This is a genomic window from Stenotrophomonas sp. (assembly GCF_036662295.1).
GTDB lineage: Bacteria > Pseudomonadota > Gammaproteobacteria > Xanthomonadales > Xanthomonadaceae > Stenotrophomonas.
Window position 1 is genome coordinate 1 of sequence record NZ_JAVWXA010000100.1, and the last position, 14,136, is coordinate 14,136.

A 14,136-nucleotide genomic window follows, 5' to 3' on the forward strand; every position below is an offset into this window, starting at 1 on the left:
CAACCCAACCGCCGCCACTCTTTCCCTACCCGCCGCTCTTCCGATCTCCCCAGCAATGCTGGACGGTATCCGTGGAGCCGGCCAGCGGCCGGCACTACCTGGTCTCTGCCGGGTTACGGGGAGCCGGCCAGCGGCCGGCACTACCAGATCCCTGCCGTTACGGGCGCTGCATGCGTACCGAGGCCAGCGCGATGCCGCTGGGATGCGGGTAGGCTTCTTCGCGCAGCGCACGGAAACCGCAACGCTGGTAGAAGGCGACCGCATTGAGCGAGGCCGACAGCATCAACGGGCGCGACGGGTCGGCCAGGGCGAACAGGGCCTGCATCAGGATCTGGCCGATGCCGCGCCCGCCACAGGCCGGGTCCACGAACAGGGCGTCGATCTCGTTGTTGGCCACGTCGATGATCCCGTAGCCAAGCACCTGCCCTGCCCCATCCTCGGCCACCACGCCGCCGCCCTGCGCGATCAGACCGGCATACTGCGCCGGCGGTGGCGAGGCCGCCCAGGGCGCGATGACCTCCGGCGGATACGCCGCGCTGCACAGCTCGCGCACGCAGCGCGTGCGCAACACCCACAACGCGTCGGCCTCGTCCACGCGCCCCGGCCGCAGCCGCACGTTGCCGCTCGCCTGCGCGGGCGTGGCCGCGCTCATCGCGACTTGCTCGCGCGCAGGGCCTGGATCCGCGCCGGTGGCTGGAACGAATCGCTGCGCGCATCACCCCAGTAATCGTGGAATACCGCGTGGTCGGGCACCCGGCGCAGCAGTTCGCCCGGGCTCAGATACCGATACAGCGACGCCAGCGAGCGGATCTCCACCGGCGAGACGCGCCGCAGGATGTGCTCGGGGCCCAGCTCGGCCGGATGGTTCAAACCGGCCGCACAGAGCAGGTCGCGCAGCGCGCGCACGGTGTTGTCGTGGTAGCTGTGCACGCGCGTGGCCTTGTCGGCCGCGTCCAGGTGGCGCCAGCGATGCGGGTCCTGGGTGGCGATGCCGGTCGGGCACTTGTCGCTGTGGCAGCTCAACGACTGGATGCAGCCCAGCGCGAACATGAAGCCGCGCCCGGCGTTGCACCAGTCCGCGCCAAGGGCGATGGTGCGCGCGATCTCGAACGCGCTGGTGACCTTGCCCGCGGCCCCCACCTTGATCCGCTCGCGCAGGTCCAGCCCGACCAGGGTGTTGTGCACCAGCAGCAGCGCCTCGTGCATGGGCACGCCCACGTGGTCGATGAACTCGGCCGGCGCCGCCCCGGTGCCGCCCTCGGCACCGTCGACCACGATGAAATCCGGCAGCAACTGGGTTTCATGCATGGCCTTGGCAATGCCGAACCACTCCCACGGGTGGCCGATGGCCAGCTTGAAGCCGACCGGCTTGCCGCCGCTGAGTTCGCGCAGGCGGGCCACGAACTGCAGCAGTTCCACCGGCGTGCTGAAGGCCGAATGCCTGGAGGGCGACACGCAGTCCACGCCCATCGGCACGCCACGGGTGATCGAGATTTCCTCGCTGACCTTGGCCGCCGGCAGCACGCCGCCATGGCCCGGCTTGGCGCCTTGGGACAGCTTGATCTCGATCATCTTCACCTGGTCGGTGTTGGCATTGGCCACGAACTTCTCTTCGCTGAAACCGCCAGCGTCATCGCGGCAGCCGAAGTAGCCCGAGCCGATCTCCCACACCAGGTCGCCGCCCATCTCGCGGTGATAGGGCGAGATCGAGCCTTCGCCGGTGTCGTGGTAGAAGCTGCCGCGACGCGCGCCTTCGTTGAGCGCGCGGATCGCGTTGGCCGACAGCGAGCCAAAGCTCATCGCCGAGATGTTGAACACGCTGGCCGAATACGGCTTGGCGCAGTTGGGGCCGATCAGCACGCGGAAATCGGTGTGGGCGATCTCGGTGGGCGCCAGCGAATGGTTGATCCATTCGTAGTCCACCGCGTAGGTGCTGCGCAGCGTGCCGAACGGCACCACGTCCATTTCATTCTTGGCGCGCTGGTAGATCAGCGCCCGCTGCTGGCGCGAGAACGGCACGTCCTCCAGGTCGCTCTGCACGAAGTACTGCCGGATCTCCGGGCCGATCGATTCCAGCCCGTAGCGGAAATGCGCCATCACCGGGTAATTGCGGCGCAGCGTGCTGCGCTTCTGCAGCAGGTCCCAGGTGCCGAGGATGGCCAGCGCCGCGCTGGCACCCACGCCCCAGTACCAGGCCGGCCAGATCGTCGCCAGCCACAGGCAGACCGGGAACAGCAGGATGGCGAGCACGTAGACCAGATAACGATGCATGGCTTTCCTCGATCAATAACGCTGTCGAGTCTACAACCGGTCGTCGACCACGTCGCGCGGCCAGACCGACTTCACGTCGTACACCACCCCGCCGGGGGCCAGCAGGGCCCGCACGCTGGCCGCATCGAAGGCGCGGAATTCGTCATGCGCCACCGCCAGCACCACCGCGTCGAACACGCCCGGATCGGCGCGCTCGACCCAGTGCACGCCACTGTCGGCCAGCACCGCCGGGCCCACCCACGGGTCCTGCACCTCCACCCACGCGCCGGCCGCGCCCAGGGCCTGGGCCAGCTCCAGCGCGCGGCTGTTGCGCAGGTCCGGGCAGTTCTCCTTGAAGGTCACCCCCAGCACCAGGATGCGCGCGTCTGCCGCGGCCTTGTCGCGCCCGGCCAGCAGTGCCAGCACCCGATCGGCCACATGCGCCCCGACCCGGTTGTTGACCTGGCGGGCGGTGTGGATGAGGTCGGGGTGGTAGCCCACGCTTTCGGACTTGTGCAGCAGGTAGTACGGGTCCACGCCGATGCAGTGGCCGCCGACCAGGCCGGGGCGGAACGGCAGGAAATTCCATTTGCTGCCGGCCGCGTCCAGCACGTCCTGGGTGTCGATGCCGAGCTTGTCGAAGATCAGCGCCAGCTCGTTGACCAGCGCGATGTTGACGTCGCGCTGGATGTTCTCGATCACCTTGGCCGCCTCGGCCACGCGGATGGACGGGGCCGGCCAGGTGCCGGCGGTGATGATGCCCGCATACAGGGCATCGACCACCGCGGCGGTCTCGGCGGTGGAGCCGGAGGTGATCTTGCGGATGTCCGGCAGGCGGCGCTGGCGGTCGCCGGGGTTGATCCGCTCGGGGCTGTAGCCGCCGTAGAAGTGCTCGTTGAAGCGCAGCCCCGAGCCGGCTTCCAGCAGCGGCACGCACACCTCTTCGGTGGTGCCCGGGTACACGGTGGATTCGTAGATGACCAGGTCGCCGGGCTTGAGCACGCCGGCGATCAGCGTGGAGGCGCTGCGCAGCGGCCCCAGGTCGGGCTGCTCGAAGGCATCGATCGGGGTCGGCACGGTGACGATGTAGACGTTGCACGCGGCCAGTTCGGCCGGGTCGTCGGTGTAGCGCGCCTGCGTGGCCGCGGCCAGCTCGTGCGCTTCCATTTCCAGGGTGTGGTCGTGGCCCTGCTGCAGTTCGAGCACGCGGGCGCGGTCGATATCGTAGCCCAGCGTGGGCTGGCGGCCGCCGAAGGCCACCGTCAGCGGCAGGCCCACATAACCCAACCCGATCACCGCGATCCGCGCGTGGCTGGCCGCTGCCAGGGCGACGGCCATCAGGCGCGGCCCCGCAGGGTGCACGGAAGGAACCAGCAAGGCGGCAACGGGGAAGAACGCATGGGCATGGCGCCAGGAATCGAATGCCGCAAGCGTAACGCGGCAACGCCCCCGCCACAAAGAACAAAGCCGCCGCCCGCGGAGAGTACGGACGACGGCCAACAAAGTGGTCCAGCTGCGGTTACTACCCTTTCAGACAGCCTGGCGGTATTTCCGCAGGACCGGTCACAGCTGGTAGACAGATGCTAGGCGACCCACCGTGAGAATCGTGTTACGAGCAAAGAACCGTTGTGTTACGAGCCCAGCATCACCGCCGCCGGCTCCAGCTCACCCGAGTCGCCGGTCCACAGCGCCAGCAGCCGGGCAAAGCCGATGCGCGGCTGGCCATCGACCGGTGCGGCGGCGGTAAAGCCGTCCCACGGGCATTCGATCATCGCGGTCAGCACCTCCGGCTCGATCGCCGCGGAGGTCATCGTCCAGCGCGGGAAGTGCCGGTAGGCCACCGGGCCGCGCGCCAGTTCGCGCAGGCACAGGTGGCTGCGCGCATTGAGCACGCGCTGGTGGACCGAATCCACGCCGTCCTCGGGCCCTTCGAAATACTGCAGGAACCGCGTGCCATCGAACATCAGCACCCCGGTCACCCCGGCCATCTTGTTGAAGCTGGACGCCGCCTGCAGGATCCGATCGATATCCGATGCCTGGATCCCTTCGAAGGCGACACTGGTATAGGCGATCGCACGCAACGGCATGCCGGTGAAGCCCCCTGTGAACTGCTTGGACTATGCCACGAACCTCGACGCCGGGGTAGCTGGAAACCGGCGTCGCGGTGCGCGCGATCAGGGTGCCTGGACCACGTAGCCGGCCTGCTCCAGCCGGGCCAGGTAGCCGCCCGGCTGCACCAGCAGGTGCACCGGTACCACCGCGAAGGTGGTGGGGTTGCGCGCCAGCGCCGCACGCGCCTGCTGCAGCCATTTGTCGGCGGCCTGCTGGTCCACCGCCTGCAGCCCGCGGCGGCGCCCGAAGTCGCTGTCGGCGATCGCGCCCACGCAGGCGTCGTACTGGCTTTGCAGCGCCAGCCGCTGCAGGGCGTCCACGTCGCCGACCGACCACGCATTGGCACGCTCCACCAGCAGCGGCAACTGCTGTTCCACCACATCCAGCGTGCGCTCGAAACACTGCACGTCCTGCAGGGTGCTGCCGCGCGCCTCCTTCAAGGCCTGCCGCGGGTCGTCGACGCGGATCACCATCCGGGTGATCACCGGCGTCAGCCCGCGCGCCTTGTACGCCTTGGCCAGCATCGCCGACACCGGCGAACTGCGCCCCAATCCCACCGACTTGAGGGCGGCGGCATACAGGCGCGTGCCGGCCACCAGCGGGCGGTCCTTCTCCACCCCGCGATCGCGGCCCAGGTAGCGCTGTTTGAGCGTGAGCCAGCGCGCGTACTCGGCGGCCGGCAGGATCTCCTCCAGGCGCCGCCCTTGCGGATCGTGCGCGGCCTTCATCGCCGAGGGCAGCAGCGTCAGCCCCTTGAAGAAGCCCACGTCGGCATCCAGCGTCCAGCCCGGCGGCCCCAGCACCTCATCGGCGCGGGCGATCACCGCCTCCACTTCATCGGCCCGCCAGTCCAGATCGGCCGGCAGCGGCGAGACCGTGCCCAGGATCCACAGCGCGTGGCCATCGGCCGCGGTCACCTGCCACATGCCCGGGCCCGGCTGCACCCCCGACACCACCACCGGGGCCAGGTCCACCACCGCCGGCGGCGCCCCCGGCACCGGCATCGGTGCCACCGGTCGTGCGTGGCCACCTGCAGCCCACAGCATCGCCATCATCGCCACGCCCACCGCCCCTGCCCGCGCCACGCTCGCCATGCTGCCTTGCCTGTGATGGAGTCGTGCGCAGCCTACGGCCAGCGGCGGCCGGCTGCGTAAAGTTTGCGTTGACCCGGGCGTGCACGGGCAGGCGGCATACTCGCCGGGTGTCCCCTGACGGAGTGAGCCCCATCGATACCCTGCGCAATGCCGAAGCCCTCGCACGCCGCGCGCATGCCGTCCAGCGCGACAAGGCCGGGCTGCCCTACATCGGCCACGTTGCGCGGGTGGCCGCGCGCGTCCACGGCGATGCACAGGCCGAAGCAGTGGCCTGGCTGCATGACGTGGTGGAGGACTGCCCGGCCTTCGCCCACGAGGTGGCCGCCTTCCCCGCGCCCATCCGCACGGCGGTGGCGTGCCTGACCCGCCGCGACGACGTGGCAGCCGATGCCTATTACGCCGGCATCCGCGCCAACCCGCTGGCCTTGAAGGTAAAGCTGGCCGACATCGCCGACAACAGCGACCCGGCCCGCCTGCAGTACCTGCCCGCCCACGACCGCGAGCGACTGGCGGACAAGTACGCGCACGCCCTGCGCGCCCTCGGCGTGGCCACAGGCGCGGCCACGGCCTGATCAGGCCGGATCGGGCCCCTCGCGGTAGGGTTCCTCGAAGGGCCGGAAGTCGTGCTCGGCCAGCGCCTCGCGGCGCCAGCGCAGCACGCCCGGCAGCGCCAGCACCGCCGCCATGTAGGCCTGTACGCGCGCGCTCACCGGCACGGCGTAGGTGTGCAGGCGCATCACCACCGGCGCGAAGAACGCATCGGCGATGCTGAAGCCATCGAACAGCAGCGGCCCGTCGTGGCGCGCCAGCAACCCTTCCCACAGCGACTGCAGCCGCGCCAGGTCCTCGACCACCGCCGGCTGTTCGCGCAGCACGCGCGCGCCCACCGCCGGCAGGTGCGCTTCGATGTTCATGGGGAAGTGCTCGCGCAGCGCGCCGAAGCCGCTGTGCATCTGCGCGCACACGCTGCGTGCGCGTGCGCGGTCGGCGACGGCCTGCGGCCAGAGCCCCTTGTCCGGAAAGCGCTCGGCCAGGTATTCGGCGATGGCCAGGGTGTCCCACACCACCAGCGCGTCATCGACCAGCACCGGCACGGTAGCCGACGGCGACAGCGCGGTGGCCGCGCGCTTGAACCGCGACGCCGGCTCGAAGCTGTCAAAGCGCAGCATCACTTCCTCGAACGGGATGCCGGCCTGGCTCATCAGCACCCACGGGCGCATCGACCAGGACGAGTAGTTCTTGTTGCCGATATGCAGGGTGAGCATGGGCGCGACACGCAGGCGGGGGAAGGCCCATGCTAACGGTATGCGCGCCCAGGCGTGCTGGTTGCCGCGCCTGCCTGCGCCTTGGTGCCCGGAGCCGGAATCGAACCGGCATGGGGTTGCCCCCGGCGGATTTTAAGTCCGATGCGTCTACCAGTTTCGCCATCCGGGCCGCGCCGCGCATAGGGTGCCTGATCGGGCCCGGTTTGGGAATGCGATCGCCCGATGCCGCCGCTCAGATGGCCCGCGAATAACGCGCCGGCTGCTCCGGTCGCGCCAGGTAACGGTCGAAGCACATCGCCAGCAGGCGCAGCAGCGGACGGCCGCGTTCGGTGCTGCGCACCACGCCGTCGGCAACCTCGGCCAGCCCGTCGTCCTGCAGCGCCTGCAGGGCATGCAGCGCGTCGGCAAAGTAGCTGTCGAAATCCACCCCATGCCGGCGCGCCAGCGCACGCCCGTCCACCTCGCCCTGGCACATCAGCTGGCCGATCAAGGCCGCCCGCAGGGTGTCGTCGGCATCCAGCTGCAGGCCGCGCCACACCGGCAGGCGGCCGGCGTCCACCGCTGCTTCCCAGGCCGGCAGCTCGCGCGGGTTCTGGCTGTAGGTGTCGCCGATGTGGCTGATCGCACTGGCGCCCAGGCCCACCAGGTCGGTCTCGGCATGGGTGGTGTAGCCCATGAAATTGCGGTGCAGCTGGCCGCCCCGCTGCGCGCGGGACAGGTCTTCGTCGGGCAGCGCGAAGTGATCCATGCCCACGTATTGGTAACCGGCCAACGACAACCGGCGCACCGCCAGGCCGAGCAGCGCCAGCTTCTGCTCGGGGCTGGGCAGGGCCGCCTCGGGAATCTGCCGCTGGGCCTTGAACAGCTGTGGCAGGTGCGCATAGCCATAGACGGCCAGGCGGTCCGGGCGCTCGCGCAGCACCGTCTCCAGCGTCTGCGCGAAACCGGCCGGGGTCTGGTGCGGCAGCCCGTAGATGAGGTCCACGTTGACCGAGCGCATGCCGTGCTCGCGGCACGCGCGCAGGATGTCCAGCGTCGGCTCGACGCCCTGCTCGCGGTTGATCGCACGCTGCACCACCGGATCGAAATCCTGGATGCCCAGGCTGGCGCGGTTGAAGCCCAGGGCGGCCAGCCCGGCGATGTCCTCGCGGCTGACGAAGCGCGGGTCCAGCTCGATGGAAAAATCGCGCTCGGACGCGTTGCTGAAGGCGAAGCGCTGGCGCAGGCCGTCCACCAGATCGCGCAGCTGCGCGGCCGGCAGGAAGTTGGGCGTGCCGCCGCCCAGGTGCAGCTGGATCACTTCGCGCGAGGTGTCGAACAGCGGCGCGATCCGGTCGGCCTCATCCAGCACGCGCGCCACGTAGGCCACGGCACGGGCGCGGTCGCGGGTGATCACGCGGTTGCAGCCGCAGTAGAAGCACGGGCTGCTGCAGTAGGGCACGTGCACGTACAGCGACAAGGGGCGCGCGCTGGCGTTGCTGGCACCGATCGCCGCGCGCAACGCAGGCTCGCCGAAGCCGTCATGGAAATGCGGCGCGGTCGGATAGGAGGTGTAACGCGGGCCGGGCCGGTCGTGACGACGCAGCAGGTCCGGGTCGAAGTGCCAGGCAAGCCCGGCAGCGGCAGGCGAAGGGATGTCCATGCCGCCAGCGTGCGCGCACCCGGCCGGGTGCGCATTGAGCCAGATCAATCCGGCGGCGAGGCCCCGGGGGCGCGCTCGCCCAGCACCGGCAGCGACGGCCATCGCAGCATCTGGAAGCGGCGCCAGAAGGTGTCGGCAATGCGCGTGGCCACATCGTCGGCCAGCCGCTGCATGGGCACGTTGCCGCTTTCGGCGGTGGTCTGCCGGAACAACGCCAGCCAGCGGTCGAACAGGTCGCGGTCGAGCTCGTCCATGGCCATGTGCTTGGGCATCGGCGCCCCACTGAAACGTCGGGTGCCGCGCAGCATCGCCGACCAGAAATCCACCAGTTGGGCCAGGTGCGCGTCCCAATCCTCCACGCGCGCGGCGAACACCGGCGCCAACCGCGGTTCCTGGCGCACGCGGGCGTAGAAATCGTGCACCAGACGGGTGACTTCCTGCTCGCTGCACAAGGCCAGCGACGGCGTGGGCAGCGCGGGGGCGGACGGGTCCAGCATGGGTATTCCTCTGCAGCCGCGGCGCGTGGGGTGGCCTGTACAGCGTGCGCGCGGGGCGCCGGCGGCGCCTTGATCAGGATCAATGTCGGGCCAGATCGTGCGCCCTAGCCTGTGAGCCTGCACCGTTGCGCGCGGGGCTGTTCGACCGCCGCCGAGTATAGCCCCGCCCTGCCCCTCCCTCCTGACCGAGGCCGCAATGACCGACCTGCACGACCCGCCCGTGGCCAGCCGCCGACGGCAGCTCATCCAGCAATGGGGCGCCATCCTGTGGCCCAGCTTCGTCGCCGCCGGGCTGGCCAGCATGGTCTTCTTCGCGTTCGTCGACCCGTTGCGGCTGCGCGACATCACCTTCCCCCAGCACGCACTCAGCCGCGAGCTGGGCTACTCGCTGGGCTTCTTCATGTTCTGGGCGGTGACCGCGGCGGCCAGCAGCGTCACCTGGTACCTGGTGCGACCGCCGCGTCGCGACGACGACGACCTTCCGCTGGGCTGACCATGCCGCACCGCCTGCACCTGCATCTGGTGGCGCCCGCCACGCCGCCACCGCCCGCGCCCCGCGCGCGCGCGCCGCTGCGCTGGCGCGCGGTGCTCGGCGCGGCCCTGCTCGCGCTGTTCTACGGGCTGCCGTGGCTGCGCTGGGATGGCCGCCAGGCGTTGTTGTTCGACCTGCCCGGGCGCCGCTTCGACCTGTTCGGGCTGACCCTGTGGCCGCAGGACCTGGGCGTGCTGCTGGGCCTGCTGGCGGTGCTGGCCAGCGGGCTGATGCTGCTGACCACACTGGCCGGCCGGGTCTGGTGCGGGCACGGCTGCCCACAGACGCTGTGGAGCAACCTGTACCGCTGGATCGAGCAGCGCTGCGCGCGCCTGCCCTGGCCGCCGCTGGCGCGCGCGCTGCGGCACCTGCTGTGGGCACTGGTGGCGCTGTGGACCGGGATCACCTTCGTCGGGCTGTTCAGCCCGATCCACGCCCTGGTCGGCGTGTGGCCACCGGCGTGGAGTGCGTGGGAAACCTTCTGGGTGCTGTTCTACGGCTTGGCCACCTGGGGCAATGCCGGCTTCCTGCGCGAGCAGGTCTGCATCGACCTGTGCCCGTTCGCGCGCCTCTGCCCCAGCCTGTGCGATGCGGACACGCCGCGCGTGCACTACGACGCGCGCCGCGGTGAACCACGCGGGCCGCGCGCGCCCGGCCAAGGCGCGGTGATGCAGCGCGGCCGGGGCCTGCTCGATGCGGTCAGCGCCAGCGACTATGCCTTCCGCGCCGCGCACCCGGCCCTGGCCGGCCCGCTGCCGCGCTTCAGCGCCGACCGCCTGGGCGACTGCGTGGACTGCGGCGCGTGCGTGCAGGTGTGCCCAATGGCGCTGGATATCCGCAGCGGCGCCCAGCCCGATTGCATCGCCTGTGGGGCCTGCGTGGATGCATGCGATGCGCAGATGCGCGCGTGGCAGTTCCCGACGGGCCTGATCGGCCATGCCAGCGACAACCGCGTGCAGCAGCTTCCCCGGCGCTGGCTGCGCATGCGCGTGCTGGTCGCCCTCGCCACGCTGGGCGTGCTGCTGGCGATCGGCTTGAACACGCTGTAGTGGCGGACACCGGGGCGGCGCGGGTCCGGGTCGAACGATCCGGCTCCCCAGCCGGGATCAGCGCGGGCGCGTGGTCCGCGGCGGCACCATCTGCGCACGCCGCACGACACCCAGCTGCTCGATGATCAGGGCCAGCTCGTTGGTGACCTGGGTGCGGCTGCGCCCCTTGGGCACCAGGCGCTCGAGCACCTGCTGGTAGGTCGTCCAGAATTCCGGGCCACAGCCATGCTTGCTGTAACTGGCTTCCAGCTCGGTACGCACGCCGTCAGCCAAGTCATGTACGCCGTTATGCATACGACCTCCCTTGGACCTGCCCTGGATCGGAGACGAGCACCCACCCTGTTTGCAGCTTGTCGTGCACGGACAACGAAGACACCCCGAACGGCAACGGATTCACTTGCGATTCACCTAAAATTTGCACGGTCTTCCCGCCAAGTCAATCCGTGCGGCGCCCAGGCCGTCACAGCCGCTGAACCGTTCATCCAGTCGGCCACCATCCGTCGAGCCAGCATGCGCCGGCAACGGTGACACTGCGATGTCAGGAAGGGCCCGCCGCGACGGTCAGGACCCCATGCGCCATACCCCGTAGACGCCGATCACGATGCCGGCCAGCAGCAGCGCCCACACCAGCGCGTTGAAGCGCTTGAGCGCCTTGGCCAGCACCAGCGAGAAGACGATCCCCACCAACCCGATCAGCAGCCAGATCACGCCACTCACGTTGCTCGGCGAGGCCCAGAACGAGCCGGCATTGCCGGCGGCAATCAACAGGGCCATGACCATCGGGGCAACCTCGCGTGTGAGTCGGCTTCCATCTTGGTCAGGCGCTCGTCCTGAACAGGTGAAGGGGCAGGCCCGTGCGACGGTGCCGGGCCTCAGGCGCCGGCGTGCACCGGCCCGTTGGTGCCCATGCGGCCGGTCACCAGCTCCAGCAACTGGTCCAGCGCGCTGTCCGCCGCCCGGTCCTGGGCCAGGCCCTGGGCGAAACCGTCCCAGTCGCCGTCGGCCAGCTGCCGGATCAGGGCCGCGTCCACGTCCAGCCAGCGCATGCCCCAGTAAGGGAAAAAGCGCCGGGGCACGCGGCCACGACTCAGTTCGGTGATGGCCGCATGGCTGCGCGCCTGCAGGATGCGCTCGTGGACGGCGGCCACGCCATCCTCGGGGCCCTCGAAGTACTGCAGGAAGCGCTGGCCGTCGAACAGCAGCACGCCGGTGACACCGGCCACGGTATTGAAACGGGCGGCGTCCTCGACCAACGCATCCAGCGCACTGCTGGACAAGCCGGCGGACGCCTCACTGACGTAGGCGATCGCGCGAAGGGGCATGGGCGTTGTCCTCAAAATAGGCCGTCATGCTGGCACTTTCAGGCAGATGAATAAAGTTCAGGCCTGAATTGTTCAGAATACGCCCGGATCGGCAAACCCGAGCTGCCGCGCACGGCGGCCAAACGCAAAGAGCCCGCTTGCGCGGGCTCTTGCTTGATTCTGGAGGCCTGGACGGGAATCGAACCCATCTCAACGGATTTGCAGTCCGGTGCATAACCACTCTGCCACCAGGCCGGTGACCCTACCGTCTATCGAGACATCTTACCCCGATAAGACAAGACCCCGAGAACGGGGCCTGGTCAGGATTTGGAGCGGGAAACGAGACTCGAACTCGCGACCTCAACCTTGGCAAGGTTGCGCTCTACCAACTGAGCTATTCCCGCAAAATCAGGCGCGTATCTTACCGAAACCGCAGGTAACACACCAGCCTTTTCACACTTTATTTCACATGCCGAGTGGCGATGCCGCCCGGGATGCCCACGTGCCACCGTGGAGAAAAACAAAGCCCCTTGAGGGCCTTGTCGAAAGATGGAGCGGGAAACGAGACTCGAACTCGCGACCTCAACCTTGGCAAGGTTGCGCTCTACCAACTGAGCTATTCCCGCAGATGATCTGCTTGCCCCGACTGCACCGCACCGTGAGGCGCTGGAGGCGGTCGGCCCATCGACCTGCGTCGAAGGAGCGCTATTGTGTCGGGATTTCTTCACGTCGTCAACATGATTGTGACCTCAGGTGCGCATGCCGCGCCGATGGAAATACACCTGCTCGGCCAATCGCCGCATCGGCGCCGACTGCAGCAGCACGTTGACCGGCCAATCACGCTGGAAGTGGTCCATGGCCCAGCGCATCACCCGCTTGCCGCGGAAGGAGGGTGCCGTGCGGCGCGCCTCGGCTTCCGGCGCCGGTCCGTTGCCACGCAGGTGGCGGCCCACGGCATCGCCCACGCCCCAGCCATGCCGCCATGAGGAATGGATGCCGCCAGCCGACAGTGGCGAGACGATGCCGGCGGCATCGCCGGTGAGCATCAGGCCCGGCGCGGTGATCGGCCCATCGGGCAGGCCGCACGGCACCAGCCCGGCACGGATGGCGCTGGGCTGTGCCTCCGCTGGCAGGCCCACCGCCTCGCGCACGTGCGCCAGGAAGCCGGCCAGGTCCGGTTGCCGCGCGTGCCGGGGATCGTGGCGCAGGGCCAGGCCGACCTGGATGCCGGTCGGGTTCTGCGCGGCCCAGCCGATGTAACCCGGTGCGAACCGCCGGCTCGCAAAACAGTGCAGCGCGCCGGGTTCGGCCAGGTGCAGGCCCGCAAACTCATGCTCGACACCGTAGAGGGTGTCGCGCACGCGGCCCAGGCCGGTGCGCTGGGCCACGCGCGAGCTCGCGCCATCGGCCCCCACCAGATAGCGCGTGCGCCCTACCCCCTCCACCTGCCAGCCATCGCCGTCGCGCCGGGCGTGGGTGAAGGGGTGCGCCAGGCGCAGCGTCACGCCGCTGCTCTCCACCTGCGCGGCCAGCCAGCGCATCAGGTTGGGCGTATCGGTGGTCATGAAGTAATAGCCCGGCGCGGACAACCGCACGCTGCGCAGGTTGGGCGCATACAGGCGCACCTGCGCCACGCGTTGCAGCAGCGCGGCCGGTATCCGTTTCAGCCAGGTCTGCTCGATGGCTTCCTTGACGATGATGCCGGTGGTGTGCAGCCGCGCGCCGGGATCGGCCTTGCGCTCCAGCACGCACACGCGCAGGCCGTACTGGGCGGCGGCCAGCGCGCAGGCGGCCCCGGCAAAACTGGCGCCGACCACGACCAGGTCGTAATCGTGGGCGGGGGAAGGAGAAAGCATCGCGCGTCTGCCTTGTAGAAAGGAGCGTGCAGCGTCGCGTGCGTCGGCGGGCAGGCCATGAAGTGCCGGTGAAGCGGGTATGAAGCCGCGGCTGCCGGCCTGACGATGCCCGCACGGAATGCTACGGTGGCGGCCCGTCCATCGCCGTCATGCCTGGCCCGCGCCGCGCGGTGCAGGCACCAATGACAAAAAAGCCCCTCGTGACATCGGATGCCGAGCTGTTACCGACATCCCCCAGCGACACCGAGGCACGCATCACCGTCTACAGCTATCCGTGCATGCTCCAGGCCAGCAAGCGGACCAGGCGAAGACGTAGCATGCCTAAATAATCAAGGAGATCAAGCAATGAGCAAACCCTTTGAAGAATATCTCTCTGAACACCAAGCAGACATGATAAGGATCGCTCTTGAGTATGTAGACAGCAGAGCTGACGAAGTTTTCGTCCATGCTGCATCCGAAGAAGGTACATCCTCCTTCGACGTGTGAATCGCCCAGGGTTCCGTAGACACCTCGCAGCCATAAACTATGGCTTACGCGG

General features: G+C 69.2%; 16 protein-coding genes and 4 tRNA genes. 4 read left to right on the forward strand and 16 right to left on the reverse strand.

Annotation, left to right across the window (positions count from 1 at the left end):
* Positions 1 to 157: 157 nt before the first annotated feature.
* From RSA25_RS15800 to RSA25_RS15820, 5 genes are all read right to left on the reverse strand, one after another.
* The gene (locus tag RSA25_RS15800) at positions 158 to 652 is read right to left on the reverse strand and encodes a GNAT family N-acetyltransferase (RefSeq protein WP_332809798.1); all 495 of its coding nucleotides are present in this window, start codon (positions 650 to 652) and stop codon (positions 158 to 160) included.
* Positions 649 to 2,271, reverse strand: a complete 1,623-nt coding sequence (locus RSA25_RS15805) for an FMN-binding glutamate synthase family protein (protein ID WP_332809799.1) — start codon at positions 2,269 to 2,271, stop codon at positions 649 to 651. Before RSA25_RS15805 ends, RSA25_RS15800 begins: the two co-directional genes overlap by 4 nt.
* 30 nt (positions 2,272 to 2,301) lie before the next feature.
* A complete protein-coding gene (locus tag RSA25_RS15810; protein WP_332809800.1) occupies positions 2,302 to 3,588 on the reverse strand; it encodes a nucleotide sugar dehydrogenase in 1,287 nt (428 codons plus the stop codon).
* Positions 3,589 to 3,881: 293 nt separating this feature from the next.
* The gene (locus RSA25_RS15815; RefSeq protein WP_332809801.1) at positions 3,882 to 4,337 is read right to left on the reverse strand and encodes a BLUF domain-containing protein; all 456 of its coding nucleotides are present in this window, start codon (positions 4,335 to 4,337) and stop codon (positions 3,882 to 3,884) included.
* Positions 4,338 to 4,424: 87 nt separating this feature from the next.
* Positions 4,425 to 5,456, reverse strand: a complete 1,032-nt coding sequence (locus RSA25_RS15820) for a TraB/GumN family protein (protein ID WP_332809802.1) — start codon at positions 5,454 to 5,456, stop codon at positions 4,425 to 4,427.
* Between the two features lie 122 nt (positions 5,457 to 5,578).
* Between RSA25_RS15820 and RSA25_RS15825 the strand changes: the two genes are divergently transcribed.
* A complete protein-coding gene (locus tag RSA25_RS15825; protein WP_332809803.1) occupies positions 5,579 to 6,028 on the forward strand; it encodes a phosphohydrolase in 450 nt (149 codons plus the stop codon).
* Here the strand turns inward: RSA25_RS15825 and RSA25_RS15830 are convergent, their stop codons facing one another.
* The 4 genes from RSA25_RS15830 to RSA25_RS15845 form a co-directional block, all read right to left on the reverse strand.
* On the reverse strand, positions 6,029 to 6,721 hold the full coding sequence (locus tag RSA25_RS15830; protein WP_332809804.1) for a glutathione S-transferase family protein: 693 nt from the start codon (positions 6,719 to 6,721) through the stop codon (positions 6,029 to 6,031).
* 82 nt (positions 6,722 to 6,803) lie between these two features.
* A tRNA-Leu gene (locus RSA25_RS15835) sits at positions 6,804 to 6,890 on the reverse strand.
* 63 nt (positions 6,891 to 6,953) lie between these two features.
* Positions 6,954 to 8,363: an oxygen-independent coproporphyrinogen III oxidase gene (gene hemN / locus RSA25_RS15840; RefSeq protein WP_332809805.1), complete on the reverse strand. Its 1,410-nt coding sequence runs from the start codon at positions 8,361 to 8,363 to the stop codon at positions 6,954 to 6,956.
* Between the two features lie 44 nt (positions 8,364 to 8,407).
* On the reverse strand, positions 8,408 to 8,860 hold the full coding sequence (locus tag RSA25_RS15845; RefSeq protein WP_332809806.1) for a group III truncated hemoglobin: 453 nt from the start codon (positions 8,858 to 8,860) through the stop codon (positions 8,408 to 8,410).
* A 196-nt stretch (positions 8,861 to 9,056) separates the two neighbouring features.
* Between RSA25_RS15845 and RSA25_RS15850 the strand changes: the two genes are divergently transcribed.
* Positions 9,057 to 9,353 carry a hypothetical protein gene (locus tag RSA25_RS15850; protein WP_332809807.1) on the forward strand — a complete coding sequence of 99 codons (297 nt, stop codon included), beginning with the start codon at positions 9,057 to 9,059 and terminating at the stop codon, positions 9,351 to 9,353.
* Positions 9,354 to 9,355: 2 nt separating this feature from the next.
* Positions 9,356 to 10,441, forward strand: a complete 1,086-nt coding sequence (locus tag RSA25_RS15855) for a 4Fe-4S dicluster domain-containing protein (protein WP_332809808.1) — start codon at positions 9,356 to 9,358, stop codon at positions 10,439 to 10,441.
* A gap of 57 nt (positions 10,442 to 10,498) precedes the next feature.
* Here RSA25_RS15855 and RSA25_RS15860 read toward each other — a convergent pair whose 3' ends face one another.
* From RSA25_RS15860 to RSA25_RS15890, 7 genes are all read right to left on the reverse strand, one after another.
* Positions 10,499 to 10,735 carry a hypothetical protein gene (locus RSA25_RS15860; RefSeq protein ID WP_332809809.1) on the reverse strand — a complete coding sequence of 79 codons (237 nt, stop codon included), beginning with the start codon at positions 10,733 to 10,735 and terminating at the stop codon, positions 10,499 to 10,501.
* 267 nt (positions 10,736 to 11,002) lie between these two features.
* The gene (locus RSA25_RS15865; protein ID WP_332809810.1) at positions 11,003 to 11,215 is read right to left on the reverse strand and encodes a hypothetical protein; all 213 of its coding nucleotides are present in this window, start codon (positions 11,213 to 11,215) and stop codon (positions 11,003 to 11,005) included.
* Between the two features lie 98 nt (positions 11,216 to 11,313).
* Complete coding sequence (locus RSA25_RS15870) at positions 11,314 to 11,763, reverse strand: BLUF domain-containing protein (protein ID WP_332809811.1); 450 nt, start codon at positions 11,761 to 11,763, stop codon at positions 11,314 to 11,316.
* 160 nt (positions 11,764 to 11,923) lie between these two features.
* A tRNA-Cys gene (locus RSA25_RS15875) sits at positions 11,924 to 11,997 on the reverse strand.
* Positions 11,998 to 12,070: 73 nt separating this feature from the next.
* Positions 12,071 to 12,146: transfer RNA gene (locus tag RSA25_RS15880), tRNA-Gly, on the reverse strand.
* 146 nt (positions 12,147 to 12,292) lie between these two features.
* Positions 12,293 to 12,368: transfer RNA gene (locus RSA25_RS15885), tRNA-Gly, on the reverse strand.
* A gap of 123 nt (positions 12,369 to 12,491) precedes the next feature.
* Positions 12,492 to 13,598, reverse strand: a complete 1,107-nt coding sequence (locus tag RSA25_RS15890; RefSeq protein ID WP_332809812.1) for an NAD(P)/FAD-dependent oxidoreductase — start codon at positions 13,596 to 13,598, stop codon at positions 12,492 to 12,494.
* 345 nt (positions 13,599 to 13,943) lie between these two features.
* Here RSA25_RS15890 and RSA25_RS15895 point away from each other — a divergent pair, with 345 nt between their 5' ends.
* Positions 13,944 to 14,084, forward strand: coding sequence for a hypothetical protein (locus tag RSA25_RS15895; RefSeq protein ID WP_332809813.1), 141 nt, complete (start codon positions 13,944 to 13,946; stop codon positions 14,082 to 14,084).
* Positions 14,085 to 14,136 lie beyond the last annotated feature (52 nt).

Coding starts and splice junctions, on each gene's coding strand:
- RSA25_RS15815 (WP_332809801.1), bottom strand. CDS start 4,337: ATGCCGTTGCGTGCGATCGCCTATACCAGTGTCGCCTTCGAAGGGATC.
- RSA25_RS15870 (WP_332809811.1), bottom strand. CDS start 11,763: ATGCCCCTTCGCGCGATCGCCTACGTCAGTGAGGCGTCCGCCGGCTTG.
- RSA25_RS15845 (WP_332809806.1), bottom strand. CDS start 8,860: ATGCTGGACCCGTCCGCCCCCGCGCTGCCCACGCCGTCGCTGGCCTTG.
- RSA25_RS15850 (WP_332809807.1), top strand. CDS start 9,057: ATGACCGACCTGCACGACCCGCCCGTGGCCAGCCGCCGACGGCAGCTC.
- RSA25_RS15890 (WP_332809812.1), bottom strand. CDS start 13,598: ATGCTTTCTCCTTCCCCCGCCCACGATTACGACCTGGTCGTGGTCGGC.
- RSA25_RS15800 (WP_332809798.1), bottom strand. CDS start 652: ATGAGCGCGGCCACGCCCGCGCAGGCGAGCGGCAACGTGCGGCTGCGG.
- RSA25_RS15810 (WP_332809800.1), bottom strand. CDS start 3,588: ATGGCCGTCGCCCTGGCAGCGGCCAGCCACGCGCGGATCGCGGTGATC.
- RSA25_RS15805 (WP_332809799.1), bottom strand. CDS start 2,271: ATGCATCGTTATCTGGTCTACGTGCTCGCCATCCTGCTGTTCCCGGTC.
- RSA25_RS15865 (WP_332809810.1), bottom strand. CDS start 11,215: ATGGCCCTGTTGATTGCCGCCGGCAATGCCGGCTCGTTCTGGGCCTCG.
- RSA25_RS15820 (WP_332809802.1), bottom strand. CDS start 5,456: ATGGCGAGCGTGGCGCGGGCAGGGGCGGTGGGCGTGGCGATGATGGCG.
- RSA25_RS15860 (WP_332809809.1), bottom strand. CDS start 10,735: ATGCATAACGGCGTACATGACTTGGCTGACGGCGTGCGTACCGAGCTG.
- RSA25_RS15855 (WP_332809808.1), top strand. CDS start 9,356: ATGCCGCACCGCCTGCACCTGCATCTGGTGGCGCCCGCCACGCCGCCA.
- hemN (WP_332809805.1), bottom strand. CDS start 8,363: ATGGACATCCCTTCGCCTGCCGCTGCCGGGCTTGCCTGGCACTTCGAC.
- RSA25_RS15895 (WP_332809813.1), top strand. CDS start 13,944: ATGAGCAAACCCTTTGAAGAATATCTCTCTGAACACCAAGCAGACATG.
- RSA25_RS15830 (WP_332809804.1), bottom strand. CDS start 6,721: ATGCTCACCCTGCATATCGGCAACAAGAACTACTCGTCCTGGTCGATG.